This window comes from Streptomyces lienomycini (assembly GCF_027947595.1).
Taxonomy (GTDB): Bacteria; Actinomycetota; Actinomycetes; order Streptomycetales; family Streptomycetaceae; genus Streptomyces; species Streptomyces lienomycini.
Map to the genome: position 1 here is coordinate 7,656,198 of NZ_CP116257.1, position 15,413 is coordinate 7,671,610.

The window sequence follows — 15,413 nt, forward strand, 5'->3', positions numbered from 1 at the left end:
GGTTCTGTGTTGCCCGGACGGCACCGGTCGACACCGCAGGGAAATCGTTCGCCAGGTTTTTCCCGGGGATGAGATCCTGGAACCCGTATGTCTACGCACCCTGCCCCCGCCCTCGGAACCCTCGCCCCCCGGCTGACCGAGCTGTCGCTGCGCGACGCGCACCGGCTCGGCCGCAGGCTGGAGGGTGCACGGAAGATCCGCAAGCCGGAGGCCCGCGCCACCGTTCTCGCCGAGATCGAGACGGAGGTGGCCAAGGCCGAGCAGCGCATCGGTGAGCGCCGGGCGCGCGTGCCGGCCGTCAGCTACCCCGAGCAGCTCCCGGTCAGCCAGAAGAAGGACGAGATCGCGGCGGCCATCCGTGACCACCAGGTCGTGATCGTCGCCGGTGAGACGGGTTCCGGGAAGACCACCCAGATCCCGAAGATCTGTGTCGAGCTGGGCCGCGGCGTCCGCGGCATGATCGGGCACACCCAGCCCCGCCGGATCGCCGCCCGCACCGTCGCCGAGCGGGTCGCGGACGAGCTGGACACCCCGCTCGGGGAGACCGTCGGCTGGAAGGTCCGCTTCACCGACCAGGTGAACCCGCAGTCCACCTTCATCAAGCTGATGACCGACGGCATCCTGCTCGCCGAGATCCAGACCGACCGCGAGCTGCGCGCCTACGACACGATCATCATCGACGAGGCCCACGAGCGCTCCCTCAACATCGACTTCCTGCTGGGCTACCTCGCCCAACTGCTGCCCAAGCGCCCCGACCTCAAGGTCGTCATCACCTCGGCGACCATCGACCCCGAGCGCTTCTCCCGGCACTTCGGCGACGCCCCCATCGTCGAGGTCAGCGGCCGGACGTACCCCGTGGAGGTGCGCTACCGGCCGCTCCTGGAGGAGGAGGGCGACGACGCCGACCGGGACCAGATCACGGCGATCACCGACGCCGTCGAGGAGCTGATGGGCGAGGGCAAGGGCGACATCCTCGTCTTCCTCTCCGGCGAGCGGGAGATCCGGGACACGGCGGACGCGCTGGAGAAGAAGAAGTACAGATTCACGGAGGTACTGCCGCTGTACGCGCGGCTGTCGCACGCCGAGCAGCACCGCGTCTTCCAGCAGCACACCGGGCGCCGCATCGTCCTCGCCACCAACGTCGCCGAGACGTCCCTCACCGTGCCGGGCATCAAGTACGTCATCGATCCCGGCTTCGCCCGCATCTCCCGCTACAGCCACCGCACCAAGGTGCAGCGGCTGCCGATCGAGCCGGTCTCGCAGGCCAGCGCCAACCAGCGCAAGGGCCGCTGCGGCCGTACGTCCGACGGCATCTGCGTCCGGCTGTACTCCGAGGACGACTTCACCGCCCGCCCGGAGTTCACGGACGCGGAGATCCTCCGTACGAACCTCGCCTCCGTCATCCTCCAGATGACCGCGGCCGGCCTCGGGGACATCGAGAAGTTCCCCTTCATCGATCCCCCGGACCACCGCAACATCCGCGACGGTGTGCAGCTGCTCCAGGAGCTGGGCGCACTCGACCCGGCGCAGAAGGACGTACGCAAGCGGCTGACCGACACCGGCCGCAAGCTCGCCCAGCTGCCCGTCGACCCGCGGCTGGCCCGGATGGTGCTGGAGGCGGACAAGAACGGCTGTGTCCGCGAGGTCATGGTCATAGCCGCCGCGCTGTCCATCCAGGATCCGCGGGAGCGCCCCGCGGAGAAGCAGGCCCAGGCCGACCAGCAGCACGCCCGCTTCAAGGACGAGACCAGCGACTTCCTCGCCTTCCTCAACCTCTGGCGCTACGTGCGCGAACAGCAGAAGGAACGCGGCTCGTCGTCCTTCCGCCGGATGTGCAAGCAGGAGTACCTGAACTTCCTGCGCATCCGCGAGTGGCAGGACATCTACACCCAGCTGCGCACGGTCGCCGAGCAGATGGGCATCCACCTCAACGAAGCCGACGACGCCGCTCCCGACGACCGGGTGCACGTGTCGCTGCTGGCCGGTCTGCTCTCCCACGTCGGCATGAAGGACGTGAAGGAGGGCGCGAAGAACGAGTACCTGGGCGCGCGCAGCGCCAAGTTCGCGATCTTCCCGGGCTCGGCGCTGTTCAAGAAGCCCCCGCGGTTCGTGATGTCGGCGGAGCTGGTGGAGACCTCCCGGCTCTGGGCCCGCGTCAACGCGAAGATCGAACCCGAGTGGGTGGAGCCGCTCGCCGGGCACCTCCTCAAGCACACCTACAGCGAACCGCACTGGGAGAAGGACCAGGCGGCCGTGATGGCGTACGAGAAGGTCACGCTGTACGGCGTACCGATCGTGGCCCAGCGCAAGGTGAACTACGGGCGGATCGACCCCGAGGTCAGCCGCGAACTGTTCATCCGCAACGCCCTGGTCGAGGGCGACTGGCGCACGCACCACAAGTTCTTCGCCGACAACCGCAGGCTGCTGACCGAGGTCGAGGAGCTGGAGCACCGGGCGCGGCGCCGGGACATCCTGGTCGACGACGAGACGCTGTACGACTTCTACGACCAGCGGGTGCCCGAACACGTCGTCTCCGGCGCGCACTTCGACTCGTGGTGGAAGCACAAGCGGCACGAGCAGCCCGACTTCCTCGACTTCGAGCGCGAGATGCTCATCAACGAGAAGGCCGGGGCGGTCACCAAGGACGACTACCCGGACTCCTGGCGGCAGGGGCCGCTGAAGTTCCGGGTGACGTACCAGTTCGAGCCGGGGGCCGACGCGGACGGCGTGACCGTCCACGTGCCGCTCCAGGTGCTCAACCAGGTGACGGACGAGGGCTTCGACTGGCAGATCCCGGGCCTGCGCGAGCAGGTCGTCACGGAGCTGATCCGCTCCCTGCCCAAGCCGGTCCGCCGCAACTACGTCCCGGCGCCGAACTACGCCCAGGCGTTCCTCGACCGTGCCGTGCCCCTCCAGGAGCCGCTGACGGTGACCATGGCGCGGGAGCTGAAGCGCATGGTGGGCGTGCCGTTCGACGCGGAGGACTTCGACTGGTCGAAGGTCCCCGACCACCTGAAGATCACCTTCCGGATCGTCGACGAGCGGCGCCGCAAACTCGCCGAGGACAAGGATCTGGAGGCGTTGAAGCTCCGGCTGCGTCCGAAGGCCCGCAAGGCGCTGTCCCAGGCCGCGGCGGCCACCGCGGAGCGCAGCGGCGGCGAGTCCCTGGAGCGCTCCGGGCTGACGGACTGGACGATCGGCACGCTGACCCGGGTCTTCGAGACCCGCCGGGCCGGCCAGCCGGTGAAGGCGTACCCGGCGCTGGTCGACGACGGGCCGAAGGCGAACACCGTCTCCGTCCGGCTCTTCGACACCGAGGCCGAGCAGGCGCAGGCGATGTGGAAGGGCACACGGCGGCTGATCCTGCGCAACATCCCGGTCAACCCGGCGAAGTTCGCGTCCGAGAAGCTGACCAACCAGCAGAAGCTGGGCCTGTCGGCCAATCCGCACGGTTCGATCCAGGCGCTGTTCGACGACTGCGCCATGGCGGCGGCGGACAAGCTGATCGCGGACTTCGGCGGCCCGGCGTGGGACGAGGAGTCGTACCGCAAGCTCTACGACAAGGTCCGCGCGGAGATCGTCGACACGACCATCCGCACGGTGGGCCAGGTGCAGCAGGTGCTGGCCGCCTGGCAGGCCTGCGAGCGCCGCCTGAAGGCCGTGCGCAGCCCGGCGCTGCTGGCGAACCTCCAGGACGTGCGGGGGCAGCTGGACGCGCTGGTGAAGCCGGGCTTCGTCACGGAGGCCGGGATCAAGCGGCTGCCGGACCTGATGCGCTACCTGGTCGCCGCGGACCGCCGGCTGCAGCAGATGCCGACCGGGGTGCAGCGGGACACCTCCCGCATGGAGAAGGTCCACGAGATGCGGGACGAGTACGCGTGGCTGCTCGAGCAGATGCCGCAGGGCCGGCCGGTGCCGCAGCAGGTCCTCGACGTCCGCTGGATGATCGAGGAGCTGCGGGTCAGCTATTTCGCGCACGCGCTGGGCACGGCGTACCCCGTCTCCGACAAGCGGATCGTGAAGGCGATCGACGCGCTCGCGCCGTGACGGAGCCCGTACGGAGGGTGAGTTCGACCGGCGGCCCACCCTCCTGTACAGTCTCTTCTCGCAGCGCAACGCACAAGAAGCGCCGCGAAACCTGGTCCTGTGGAGCAGTTTGGAGTGCTCGCCACCCTGTCAAGGTGGAGGCTGCGGGTTCAAATCCCGTCAGGACCGCAGCAGAAGCCCCGCACCGAGTAATCGGCGCGGGGCTTCTTCGTGCGACACCCTCCGCTTCCAGAACGCCGATCACCCGGTCAAGGCGGAGGCCGCGCCCGCGGCGCAGCCGCAATCGGGCACAGCAAATCCCGTCAGAACCGCAGCAGAAGCCCCACCACCCCCAATGGGCCTCTGCTCTGCGTGCCTCGGTGCACCTCCCGACCGCGCAGTCCCGACCGGGGCCCCGGCCCCCGAAGGCTCTCAGGGCCCCTCAGAGGCCCTCTCGCGGCCTTGACGGCGTCACATTCGCTCGGTACTCCAAAGACAGGGCACATCCCCCGTGTGACCCCTGGAGGTGGCGTATGGCGGCATCGGTCAGGCACGAGACGCGGGCCCTGCTCCGTGCGCATCTGTCGGCCGCGTCGTCATACGGTCACACCACGCGCCACTGTCCGATCTGCCACCGGCTGTTGCGGCTGGCGCTGGACTCGCCGGCGCCACAGTCTCCGACAGGCCGTCAAGAGGGCGTCGAGGACGGGAGCGCGCCCACGGCCTGAACCGCGCGGGCCCCAACGCCCTTGCTCCGCAGACCTCGTGGAAGCCGCGCCTCCATTAGCGCACCGATGCCGGGCCCAACAACCACCGCGTCGTGTGACGGGTGTCACCGCATCAATTCTGGAAACCGTGGCACTTACAGCTCCCCTACAACTGGTCAATTTAATATGTGCAATTGCACCTCGGTCCGCAGTACACGCACAGCCGATCCGACACCCCTCCCCAGACTCGACCAAGGCCGCGCACAGAACCGGCTCACGAGCCACCGCCGGGCACAGGACCGGACACGGCCCGGACACAGAAAATCGCGCTGGACCCGGCGGAGTCCAGCGCGATCAACGACGCACCACTGTTGGGGCAGGGACGGCGTCGCTTGGAGCTGTGGGTCCGGACGCCCGGACAGGTTGGGGGACCCGCCGTTTTGCCCGGTTATTCAGTTGTTCAGGCCTCGCTGCGCTGCTGCGGAATGCCCGCGAGCAGAGCGCGGACCTCGGCCTCGCGGTAGCGGCGATGCCCGCCGAGCGTGCGGATCGACGTGAGCTTGCCGGCCTTCGCCCAGCGCGTGACCGTCTTCGGGTCGACGCGGAACATGGTGGCGACCTCAGCCGGGGTCAGCAGCGGCTCGGCATCAGGGGTGCGAGCGGTCATGAGCGGCCTCCTCGGGAGAACCGAACCTTCTCGGTTCATTCCTCTAAATTCTGCACCTTGACCCGCGTTGCCCGAAATGGCGGACGCGAGTCGAGTCGGTTATAGGACGAACGGCTTGTCCTCGGCACTACAACTACACCATCTGTCCAGCCGCGTCGGCCAAACCGATGGAATTGCCCTCCCAGGTGTTCATCAGCGACGGAAGCCGATGGACCATGCCATAGCGGACAGTCACGCCACTGTGACGATCAGTCACAGGACGATCAGGGGTCACTCGACCTGTCATCAGACCCCCCAAAGCGCACAATGCCGAGATTCCGCCCACAGTGCACCACAGCAGGACGGAAGGAGCCCTCCCCGGACTCCTTGTCCTATTTTGGCACGAGGAGGGGGAAGCGGCGCAAGAGTGATGTACGTGCGGTCCGTCACGCTTGACACATACGCCCGGATCGGGACCTACGTCCCTTGTTGACAAAACATCAGCCCACACCGAACACGTGTCGGAGCGGAAGACGAAACCCCACATCGGGCGGTACGTCAAACGTCAGTTCGCGGACCGCCGGTCACGGACCGCCCGCCAGCGCTCCACCAGCCGCCCGTAGGCCGCCCCCGCGGCGGCACCGTCGCCGTGGCGCAGCGCGTCGATCCCCTCGGCCACGTCCGCCGCGGAGTGGTCGTCCGCCAACTCCCCGGCCGGCAGGGCGTGCACCAGCCCGCCGTAGTCCAGCTCGACCAGGGAGCGCGGATGGAACTCCTCCAGCCAGCGCCCCACGTCCACCAGCCCGTCGATGAGCGGCCCCTCGTCCACGGCCTCCCGCAGGGCCCGCAGCCCCCGGGCCACCCGCCGGCGGGCCTGCACCATCGGCGTGCGGTAGCGCAGCACCGGAGCGGCCGCCCCGGGTCCCGCGCCGCCCGCGTCGTACTCCCGCTCCTCGTCGGAGACCAGCACGAACCAGTTGATCGGCACCTGCCAGGTGGCCGTGCGGATCCAGGGCCGGGCGTCCGGGTTGCGCAGCAGCCAGCGCTCGTAGTCCTGCGTGCTCTGGCGGCGTACGACGGGTGGGATCAGGGCGTCCAGGACGGGCTCCGGGAAGTCCTCGGCCAGTTCCCCGAGGGCCTGCCAGCCGCGCAGCCGGGTCCGCCAGGGGCAGACGCAGACCACGCCGTCGGCCTCCGCCACGAAGGCGTCGGCGCTCTCGTGCACCGGCACGGCCACGGGCGGGGTGGGCAGCAGGTCGGCCAGGGAGCGGCGCAGCTCGTCCTGGTAGGAGGGCCGGTCGGGACGGCGGGCGTACCGGGCCCAGTGGGCGCGCTCCTCGTCGGGGAAGGCGGCCAGCGGTTCGTACACCCGCAGGTACGCCGCGTAGGGAACGATCACCGAGGACACCTTGGGCACGCCTGCTCCCTCCCCCGCGCACCGACGCGAAAACCTGCGGAAACTCATGGAAACAGATCACAAACGCGCGAGAATCTCAGCAAATCGTCGCACGCCTGTACTCCGTGCGGAGGTGATCCTGAGCACTGTGCGGCGGGCGGGCACCACCAGGCTCTAATCTCGTGCCACAGTCCCCGCCACCCGCACGGGGCCTGCCTCGAATCGCCGCAACTACACAGGAGTCACCACCGTGACCGACGTAACCGGCGCACCTGCTGATGTACTGCACACCCTGTTCCACTCGGATCAGGGGGGTCATGAGCAAGTCGTGCTCTGCCAGGACCGTGCCAGCGGTCTCAAGGCCGTCATCGCCATCCACTCCACCGATCTGGGCCCCGCGCTCGGCGGCACCCGCTTCTACCCGTACGCGAGCGAGGCGGAGGCCGTCGCCGACGCGCTGAACCTCGCGCGCGGGATGTCGTACAAGAACGCCATGGCCGGTCTCGACCACGGCGGCGGCAAGGCCGTGATCATCGGTGACCCGGAGCAGATCAAGAGCGAGGAGCTGCTCCTCGCCTACGGCCGGTTCGTCGCCTCGCTCGGCGGCCGCTACGTCACCGCGTGCGACGTCGGCACCTACGTCGCCGACATGGACGTCGTGGCCCGCGAGTGCCGCTGGACCACCGGTCGCTCCCCCGAGAACGGCGGCGCGGGCGACTCCTCCGTCCTCACCTCCTTCGGCGTCTACCAGGGCATGCGGGCCGCCGCCCAGCACCTGTGGGGCGACCCGACGCTGCGCGACCGCACGGTCGGCATCGCGGGTGTCGGCAAGGTCGGCCACCACCTGGTCGAGCACCTGCTCGCCGAGGGGGCGCACGTGGTCGTGACCGACGTGCGCAAGGACGTCGTACGAAGCATCACCGAGCGGCACCCGTCGGTGGTCGCCGTCGCCGACACCGACGCGCTGATCCGGGTGGAGAACCTGGACATCTACGCGCCCTGTGCGCTCGGCGGCGCGCTGAACGACGACACCGTGCCGGTGCTGACCGCCAAGGTGGTGTGCGGCGCGGCCAACAACCAGCTCGCCCACCCCGGCGTCGAGAAGGACCTCGCCGACCGCGGGATCCTCTACGCCCCGGACTACGTGGTGAACGCCGGCGGTGTCATCCAGGTCGCCGACGAGCTGCACGGGTTCGACTTCGACCGGTGCAAGACGAAGGCCGCGAAGATCTACGACACCACGCTGGCCATATTCGCACGTGCGAAGGAGGACGGTATTCCGCCGGCCGCCGCGGCCGACCGGATCGCCGAGCAGCGGATGGCGGAGGCGCGCACCCGCCGGTGAACCGGCGGTGATCCGGCCGTCGTACGGCGGTGGCCCGGCAGGGTCTTCGCACGTTTGACGGGTACCCGTCGGGGGGCAGTTGGAGAGAACTCTCACTTATCCCGGCGGGTCGACCGCCGAAAGGTGGTTAAAATCGCGGTTGACCAGCGAGGACGGGGCGCCTCGGCGGTCCTGGGCAGGGCCACGTGCTGCGGGCGACGTACCGTATGGGCGTGGGCTCAGGTACCGTGGAAGCCCTACGGACCGGTCTCTCTGCGGAGAGCCCGTTCCGGACCATGAACGCGTGTCAAGACTCTGGGGCCGTCGAGCCCCGTCGTTGAGGGGGTCGAGCCATGGGGCGCGGCCGGGCCAAGGCCAAGCAGACGAAGGTCGCCCGCCAGCTGAAGTACAACAGCGGTGGGACTGATCTCTCCCGCCTGGCCGAGGAGCTGGGCGCATCGCCCTCGAATTCGCAACCGCCGAATGGCGAGCAATTCGAGGACGATGAGCAGGACGACGACGTGTACGCAAAGTACGCCGACCTCTATGAGGACGACGACGAGGATGAGGACGGCCAGTCCCCATCCCAACAGCGACGCGGCGCTTGACCTTGCACTGAACACCTTCCCGGTCGGTGACCTCTGTCACCGACCGGGTTCTGTGCTACCCACGTCACCCGCCGCATCCGCGGCGTCTCAGACGGCGTAGTCGCCCACCAGCGCCGCGCCGCTCTCGTGGTCTGCCCGGTCGGTGATCTCGCCGGCCACCCAGGCGTCCACGCCGCGGTCGGCGAGGGTCGTCAGGGCGACGTCCGTCGATTCCTCGGGCACGATCGCGATCATGCCCACGCCCATGTTGAGGGTCTTCTCCAGCTCCAGGCGCTCGACCCGGCCGGTCCGGCCGACGAGGTCGAAGATCGCGCCCGGGGCCCAGGTGGAGCGGTCGACCACGGCGTGCAGGCCGTCGGGGATCACGCGGGCCAGGTTGGCCGCGAGCCCGCCGCCGGTGACGTGGCTGAAGGCGTGGACCTCGGCGGTGCGCATGAGGGCCAGGCAGTCCAGGGAGTAGATCTTGGTCGGCTCCAGCAGCTCCTCGCCGAGGGTGCGGCCGAGGCCGTCGAGGTGGGCGTCCATGGACAGCCCGCCCTCGTTCAGCAGGACGTGGCGGACCAGCGAGTACCCGTTCGAGTGAAGCCCGGAGGACGCCATGGCGATCACCGCGTCACCCGTACGGATGCGATCCGGGCCGAGCAGCCGGTCGGCCTCCACGACGCCCGTACCGGCCCCGGCGACGTCGAAGTCGTCCGCGCCCAGCAGGCCGGGGTGTTCGGCCGTCTCACCGCCCACCAGGGCGCATCCGGCCAGCACGCAGCCTTCGGCGATGCCCTTGACGATGGCGGCGACACGCTCGGGGTGGACCTTGCCGACGCAGATGTAGTCGGTCATGAAGAGCGGCTCGGCACCGCACACCACGATGTCGTCCATGACCATGGCGACCAGGTCGTGGCCGATGGTGTCGTACACACCGAGCTGCCGGGCGATGTCGACCTTGGTGCCGACGCCGTCGGTGGCGGAGGCGAGCAGCGGCCGCTCGTAGTTCTTGAGGGCGGAGGCGTCGAAGAGCCCGGCGAAGCCGCCGAGGCCGCCGAGGACCTCGGGGCGCCGCGTCTTCTTGACCCATTCCTTCATGAGCTCGACGGCGCGGTCGCCCGCCTCGATGTCGACGCCGGCGGCTGCGTAGCTGGCACCAGTTGTGTCAGGCATGACGATGAGAACCTTCGTGTCGTACGGCAGGGAGGCCGGGGGGAAGCCCGGGATGCCTGTGGAACGGACGGCTACGGGCGACGGATGGCGTCGGCGGCGGCCGTACCGGCGGGCCCGGCGGCCAGCTCGGTCTCCAGGAGCTGCTTGCCGAGCAGCTCGGGGTCGGGGAGCTCCATCGGGTACTCGCCGTCGAAGCAGGCGCGGCACAGGTTCGGCTTGGCGATGGTCGTCGACTCGATCATGCCGTCGATGGAGATGTACGCCAGCGAGTCGGCGCCCATCGAGCTGCCGATCTCCTCGACGCTCATGCCGTTGGCGATGAGTTCGGCGCGGGTGGCGAAGTCGATGCCGAAGAAGCAGGGCCACTTCACGGGCGGGGACGAGATCCGGATGTGGATCTCGGCGGCGCCGGCCTCGCGGAGCATGCGGACCAGGGCCCGCTGGGTGTTGCCGCGGACGATGGAGTCGTCGACGACGACCAGCCGCTTGCCCTTGATGACTTCCTTCAAGGGGTTCAGCTTGAGGCGGATGCCCAGCTGGCGGATGGTCTGCGAGGGCTGGATGAAGGTCCGGCCGACGTAGGCGTTCTTCACCAGGCCGTTGCCGAAGGGGATGCCGGAGGCCTCGGCGTATCCGATCGCGGCGGGGGTGCCGGACTCCGGCGTCGCTATGACGAGATCGGCCTCGGCGGGGGCCTCCTTCGCCAGCCGGCGGCCCATCTCGACACGCGAGAGGTAGACGTTGCGGCCGGCGATGTCGGTGTCGGGGCGGGCCAGGTAGACGTACTCGAAGACACAGCCCTTGGGCTTCGCTTCTGCGAATCGGGAGGTGCGCAGGCCGTTCTCGTCGATGGCGACGAACTCGCCCGGCTCGATCTCGCGGACGAAGCTGGCGCCGCAGATGTCGAGGGCGGCGGACTCGGAGGCGACCACCCAGCCGCGCTCGAGGCGGCCGAGGACCAGCGGGCGGATGCCCTGCGGGTCGCGGGCGGCGTAGAGGGTGTGCTCGTCCATGAAGACGAGGGAGAAGGCACCGCGCACCTGGGGCAGCACCTTGCCGGCCGCCTCCTCGACGGTCAGCGGCTTGCCGTCGTCGTCGACCTGGCCCGCGAGCAGCGCGGTGACCAGGTCGGTGTCGTTGGTCGCCGCGACGCGGGTGGAGCGGCCGTCCTGCTTGGGCAGGTCGGCGACCAGCTCGGCGAGCTGGGCGGTGTTGACGAGGTTGCCGTTGTGCCCGAGCGCGATGGAACCCTGCGCGGTGGCACGGAACGTCGGCTGGGCGTTCTCCCACACGGAGGCACCGGTGGTCGAGTAGCGGGCGTGACCGACCGCGATGTGACCCTGGAGCGAACCGAGCGAGGTCTCGTCGAAGACCTGGGACACCAGGCCCATGTCCTTGAAGACGAGGATCTGGGAGCCGTTGCTGACCGCGATTCCCGCGGATTCCTGGCCCCGATGCTGGAGGGCGTACAGCCCGAAGTAGGAGAGCTTTGCGACCTCTTCACCCGGAGCCCAGACACCGAAGACGCCGCATGCGTCCTGGGGGCCCTTCTCGCCGGGAAGCAGATCGTGATTGAGTCGACCGTCACCACGTGGCACGCCACCGAGTGTAGGCGAGGTCGACCACTGGTCCGAATTGGGGACGGGGGCTCACCGGCGGCTCACTGTCCGGCGACGGCGCGGATCGTGGTGCCGTCTTCGCTGGTCAGCGTGAGGGTTTCATGATCGATCCGGTATTCGGCCCGGCCGCCGAAGAGGCCCAGTATCCGCTTCTCGGCATCCATGAGTGAGCCTTCGCACACCATTCGGGTGGTGGACGGGGCGCCGAGGGTGATACGGCCGTCGCTGACGGTGGCGTCGGCGTTGACGCGGTTGCAGGGGAGCCGTCCGGAGACGGTCTTCGCGTCCTGGTCGAAGGTGAGGACGGCGCGGCCCTTCCCGCCCCGCTGCCCCGGGGTGTCCACGGTCCACTTCGTCCCGTAGAGGGACGCGTCCTGGGACCTGCTGAGCCGGACGGTGTCGCCGTCGGCGGTGGTGAGGGTGAGCCGCTCCCCCTCGTTCCGCGTGGTGAGCGAGCCGGTGGTGAGGGTGCGGCCGAGGGACTTCTCGAAGTCGGCGGGGGTGTTGGCGCAGGCCTTCTCGGTGAACATGGCGTCGCTGAGCCGGACGCGGCCGCCGTCCCCTTCGACGTCGGCGCGGGCGCTGAAGCTGTTACAGCCGGTGCTGCCCGCGGCTTCGCCGCCGTCGTCGATCCGTACGTGGGCCGTGTCGGGCGCCCGGTGGGTGGTGCCGTCGATGGTGACGCTGTCGATGCTCCACCGGACGCCGGTGATGGGCTGTCCCTCCGCGCCCACGGAGCCGCTCCCGGCGTCGTCGGCCGCCTCGCTGCCGCAGGCCGCGGCGAGCGGGACGAGCGCGGCGACGGCCGCCACGGTCGCGCTCAGGGTCATGCTGCGCTGCGGCTTCCGCCCGCTCTGCCTGCTCTTCCTGCTCTTCCTGCTCTTCCTGCTCTTCCTGCTCTGCCTGTACATGCCCATTCGACGGAGACGGGGAGGTTCCGGTTCCGTCCCTCCCTCTCCCCTTCCTCCCTCCCCGGCTTCCCGTCAGCTCAGCAGCGGCAGCAGGGCACCGAGGTCGGCCCGCTCCCCGCTCGCGCTCACCTTCGCCCCGTCCAGGGCGTCCTCCCAGGTCAGCCGTCCGGTGGCCAGCCGGACCCAGGTGAGCGGGTCGGTCTCGACGACGTTGGGCGGGGTGCCCCGGGTGTGCCGGGGGCCCTCGACGCACTGCACGACGGCGTACGGCGGGACCCGCACCTCGGTCGAGCCGCCGGGGGCCTTGACGGCGAGCGCGTCGGCCAGCAGCCGGGTCGCCGCGGCCAGGGCCTGCCGGTCGTGCGGGATGTCGAGGCCGGGGACCGCGGCGTTCAGGTCGTCGGTGTGCACGACCAGCTCGACGGTGCGGGTGACGACGTAGTCGGCCAGCGGCAGGGCACCCGCGCTGGTGGGGAGGAGCCTGGCGCCGGGCCGGGTGTCGAGTCGCTCGGTGAAGCGCCGCTCGACCTCGGCGAGGTGGGCGTCGAGATCGGGGTGCTCGGCGGAAAGCCGACGTGCCGTCCCGGCGATGGCGTCCGCGTCGGCGGCGATGGCGAACGGCCAGTCGAGCAGCCGCCCGTCCTGCCGCGCGGGTTCGGGCTCGTCCAGCAGCCGGTCCACTGCGGTCAGCGCCATCCCGACGTGCGCGACCAGCTCCCGCACGGTCCAGTCCCCGAGCCGGGTCGGCAGCGCGAGCTGCTCGGGGGCGAGGGTGCGGACGGCCGCCCGTACGTTGCCGAACTGGGCGAGAACGGCGGCACGGGTGCGGGCGGGGTCGTAGGCGCGGGGGCGTTTCCTGGCGGGCGGCATGGCGGTGAGCCTAGAGCCTGTCCGGCGGAGCAGGACGCACGGAAGGCGCGGTACCTCATCGACGCCGGCCGGCCGGCGATGTCGCCGCCCGGGGGCCGCGGCGGGTAGGCGGTCCGGCTGCGCATGCGGAGCGGGCCCTTCATCGGTGCGTCCGCGATCCGGGGCCGGCCGGCAGGACGCCCGTCTGGCCGGTGAAGAACCAGCGGATGCCGGTGGCGGTGCCGGTCCGTTCGCCCGCCTCCGTGCTGTAGATCTCGCGGTCGTGCGGGATCCCGGTGTCCGGGTCGAAGCTGTCCTCGTCGAGGACGCGGTGCGTGATGGTGCCGCCCGCGTCGGAGAGGCCCAGCAGGTGTCTAGTCGCGCGAAGTCGGGGATACGGGCGATGCCGGGGAGCCGGAGGGCACGGTGGCCGGTTCCGGGGCGTCGAAGACCTCGCCGTTGCGCGGTACGCCGATGCCGCGCCAGGTGAAGCGGATGCCCCGCGCGGTGTCCGGGTCGGGGCCGTCCATCAGCTGGAAGTGGACGTGCGGCTCGGTGGAGTTGCCGGAGTTGCCGCACCGGGCGAGGACCTGGCCGGCGCGGACCCGGTCGCCCTCGCGGACGGTGCGGGAACCCCGCTGCACGTGGGCGTACAGGGCGTGGGTGCCGTCGCCGAGGTCGAGGACGAGGTGGTTGCCGACGATGCGGCGGACGCCCGCCATCTCCCGCACCGAGCCCTCGACGACCATCAGGTACAGCAGCGCGGGCAACGAGGTGCGGCTCAGGTGGTCGCGCCGGCCGTCCTCGACCCGTACGACCGTGCCGTCGGCCACCGCGAGGAGCGGGGCGCCGAACGCCGGGAAGTCGCGGGGGCGCCGGGCGAGGGGCCACAGGGCGCGGAAGCCGGGGCGGGCGCCGGGCTCCGGTTCGGCGACGAGGTCGATGGCGAAGGTCTGCCCGTAGGCGTGGATGCCGTGGCTCGGGGTCCGGTCGGCCGGGCTGTTCAGCGCGGACCAGCGGCCGGCGACCGGCGGGGCGACCTCGACGGGCTCGCGGGACCTGCCGGGTGCGTCCGGGGCGCCGCCGTTCCAGCGGTTGACCACGGTGATCAGGACGTAGGCGAGGACCAGCGGCAGGAAGACGCACCACCACGGAACGCCCGGGTCGAAGAGGACACCGACGGCCACCAGGGCGACGAAGGCGAGTTGCAGCGCCCGGAAGGTGACCATGGCGAGCTTGCGCGCGGACAGTACGGACTGGACGGACATCGTTCCCCCTTGTTCGTGACGGTCCTGACGGTCGCGGTCAGTTCCGCGCGGTCGACAGCGCCACCAGCAGCGGTACGACGCGCCCCGGCGGCACCTCGTGGCGGCCCCGGCCGGTGGTGTGCAGCCAGCCGGCGCCGGTGAGCTGGCGCAGGTGGTGGTAGATCTGGCCGGTCGTGCCCATTCCGTCCAGCTCCGCCAGCTCGGCGGCGGTGCGTCGGCCGCCGAGCACCTCCCGCAGCAGCCGCAGCCGCACGGGGTGCCCGAGTGCGGCGAACACCTCGGCGGACTCGGTCCAGTCGGCGTCCAGCAGACCTTCGGTGAGCGCGCCGTGCTGCCAGGCGTACTGCTCCCCGGTCGGCAGGCGCACGGAGCCGGTGAACAGGACACCCCCGGCTTCCGCCCCCAGCCCGGCGAGCTGCTCCTTCAGGCCTTCCAGGGCCCAGAGGTCGCCCTCCTTCGGGCGGGAGGCGGGCCGGTCGGCGGCTTCCAGGGCGGCGAGGCGCCGTTCGAGGTCGGCCACGCGCTGTTCCAGTTGCTTCACTTCTTCGAGATTACGTACGTTCGTAATCTCGCGCAAGCTTCACTCGTACGTGTGTCTGACGGTGGAAGCTCGCCCTGGAGCGCCGCCCCCTGGAAACACTGGTCCGCGCCTGGAAGGAGGTGCAACATGACGGTTATGGCCGAGCACACGTCTCAGATGTCGGTGGACGAGTTCGAAACGATCGCTTCCGCCGCTCCCGAGACCGTCACGCTGGAGTTCATTGACGGACGGATCGGGACCAAAGCAGTGACCGACGGAGACCACACCACTGTCTTGTCTTGGCTGACCCGGCGCTGTATGCAGAGCCGGCCCGAACGGAACCACGTCCGCTGAAACACAGAGGTCCCGTCCGGAAGCTTCCGG

General features: G+C 70.1%; 12 protein-coding genes, 1 tRNA gene and 1 pseudogene. 6 read left to right on the top strand and 8 right to left on the bottom strand.

The features are described from left to right. Positions 1–87: 87 nt before the first annotated feature. The 3 genes from hrpA (at position 88) to BJ961_RS34955 (ending at position 4,754) form a co-directional block, all read left to right on the top strand. Positions 88–4,047 (top strand): ATP-dependent RNA helicase HrpA, encoded by a 3,960-nt coding sequence (hrpA, locus tag BJ961_RS34945; RefSeq protein WP_271416762.1) that lies wholly within the window; start codon positions 88–90, stop codon positions 4,045–4,047. Between the two features lie 93 nt (positions 4,048–4,140). Beyond that, positions 4,141–4,215 (top strand) — tRNA-Asp (locus BJ961_RS34950). A gap of 344 nt (positions 4,216–4,559) precedes the next feature. Beyond that, positions 4,560–4,754: a DUF6274 family protein gene (locus BJ961_RS34955; RefSeq protein ID WP_271416763.1), complete on the top strand. Its 195-nt coding sequence runs from the start codon at positions 4,560–4,562 to the stop codon at positions 4,752–4,754. Positions 4,755–5,193: 439 nt separating this feature from the next. On the opposite strand, the gene bldC is transcribed toward BJ961_RS34955, so the two are convergent. Together bldC and BJ961_RS34965 are read right to left on the bottom strand one after the other, a co-directional pair. Then, positions 5,194–5,400: a developmental transcriptional regulator BldC gene (gene bldC / locus BJ961_RS34960; RefSeq protein WP_003949541.1), complete on the bottom strand. Its 207-nt coding sequence runs from the start codon at positions 5,398–5,400 to the stop codon at positions 5,194–5,196. A 544-nt stretch (positions 5,401–5,944) separates the two neighbouring features. Then, positions 5,945–6,796 carry a hypothetical protein gene (locus BJ961_RS34965; protein WP_271416764.1) on the bottom strand — a complete coding sequence of 284 codons (852 nt, stop codon included), beginning with the start codon at positions 6,794–6,796 and terminating at the stop codon, positions 5,945–5,947. A 229-nt stretch (positions 6,797–7,025) separates the two neighbouring features. On the opposite strand from BJ961_RS34965, the gene BJ961_RS34970 reads away from it, so the two are divergent. Then, positions 7,026–8,120, top strand: a complete 1,095-nt coding sequence (locus BJ961_RS34970) for a Leu/Phe/Val dehydrogenase (RefSeq protein WP_271416765.1) — start codon at positions 7,026–7,028, stop codon at positions 8,118–8,120. A 332-nt stretch (positions 8,121–8,452) separates the two neighbouring features. After that, on the top strand, positions 8,453–8,707 hold the full coding sequence (locus BJ961_RS34975) for a DUF3073 domain-containing protein (protein ID WP_003974884.1): 255 nt from the start codon (positions 8,453–8,455) through the stop codon (positions 8,705–8,707). A gap of 87 nt (positions 8,708–8,794) precedes the next feature. Here BJ961_RS34975 and purM read toward each other — a convergent pair whose 3' ends face one another. The 6 genes from purM to BJ961_RS35005 all read right to left on the bottom strand — a co-directional run bounded on the left by purM (position 8,795) and on the right by BJ961_RS35005 (position 15,029). Continuing rightward, positions 8,795–9,862: a phosphoribosylformylglycinamidine cyclo-ligase gene (gene purM, locus BJ961_RS34980; protein WP_271416766.1), complete on the bottom strand. Its 1,068-nt coding sequence runs from the start codon at positions 9,860–9,862 to the stop codon at positions 8,795–8,797. A gap of 71 nt (positions 9,863–9,933) precedes the next feature. Further along, the gene (purF, locus tag BJ961_RS34985) at positions 9,934–11,460 is read right to left on the bottom strand and encodes an amidophosphoribosyltransferase (RefSeq protein WP_271416767.1); all 1,527 of its coding nucleotides are present in this window, start codon (positions 11,458–11,460) and stop codon (positions 9,934–9,936) included. Positions 11,461–11,522: 62 nt separating this feature from the next. Next, a complete protein-coding gene (locus BJ961_RS34990; RefSeq protein ID WP_271417264.1) occupies positions 11,523–12,311 on the bottom strand; it encodes an META domain-containing protein in 789 nt (262 codons plus the stop codon). Positions 12,312–12,464: 153 nt separating this feature from the next. Beyond that, entirely contained in the window at positions 12,465–13,262 is a 798-nt protein-coding gene (locus BJ961_RS34995; RefSeq protein WP_271416768.1) for a maleylpyruvate isomerase family mycothiol-dependent enzyme, read from the bottom strand. A 353-nt stretch (positions 13,263–13,615) separates the two neighbouring features. Beyond that, the gene (locus BJ961_RS35000) at positions 13,616–14,491 is read right to left on the bottom strand and encodes a M23 family metallopeptidase (RefSeq protein ID WP_271417265.1); all 876 of its coding nucleotides are present in this window, start codon (positions 14,489–14,491) and stop codon (positions 13,616–13,618) included. A gap of 55 nt (positions 14,492–14,546) precedes the next feature. Beyond that, a complete protein-coding gene (locus BJ961_RS35005; protein ID WP_271417266.1) occupies positions 14,547–15,029 on the bottom strand; it encodes an ArsR/SmtB family transcription factor in 483 nt (160 codons plus the stop codon). A gap of 147 nt (positions 15,030–15,176) precedes the next feature. On the opposite strand from BJ961_RS35005, the pseudogene BJ961_RS35010 reads away from it, so the two are divergent. Further along, positions 15,177–15,365 (top strand): annotated as a pseudogene (locus BJ961_RS35010) (Uma2 family endonuclease); the annotation flags it as partial. Between the last annotated feature and the right edge of the window lie 48 nt (positions 15,366–15,413).

Excerpts from the sequence above, each read along its gene's own strand:
- hrpA (WP_271416762.1), top strand. The coding sequence starts at position 88 with ATGTCTACGCACCCTGCCCCCGCCCTCGGAACCCTCGCCCCCCGGCTG.
- BJ961_RS34955 (WP_271416763.1), top strand. The coding sequence starts at position 4,560 with ATGGCGGCATCGGTCAGGCACGAGACGCGGGCCCTGCTCCGTGCGCAT.
- bldC (WP_003949541.1), bottom strand. The coding sequence starts at position 5,400 with ATGACCGCTCGCACCCCTGATGCCGAGCCGCTGCTGACCCCGGCTGAG.
- BJ961_RS34975 (WP_003974884.1), top strand. The coding sequence starts at position 8,453 with ATGGGGCGCGGCCGGGCCAAGGCCAAGCAGACGAAGGTCGCCCGCCAG.
- purM (WP_271416766.1), bottom strand. The coding sequence starts at position 9,862 with ATGCCTGACACAACTGGTGCCAGCTACGCAGCCGCCGGCGTCGACATC.
- BJ961_RS34990 (WP_271417264.1), bottom strand. The coding sequence starts at position 12,311 with ATGACCCTGAGCGCGACCGTGGCGGCCGTCGCCGCGCTCGTCCCGCTC.
- BJ961_RS34995 (WP_271416768.1), bottom strand. The coding sequence starts at position 13,262 with ATGCCGCCCGCCAGGAAACGCCCCCGCGCCTACGACCCCGCCCGCACC.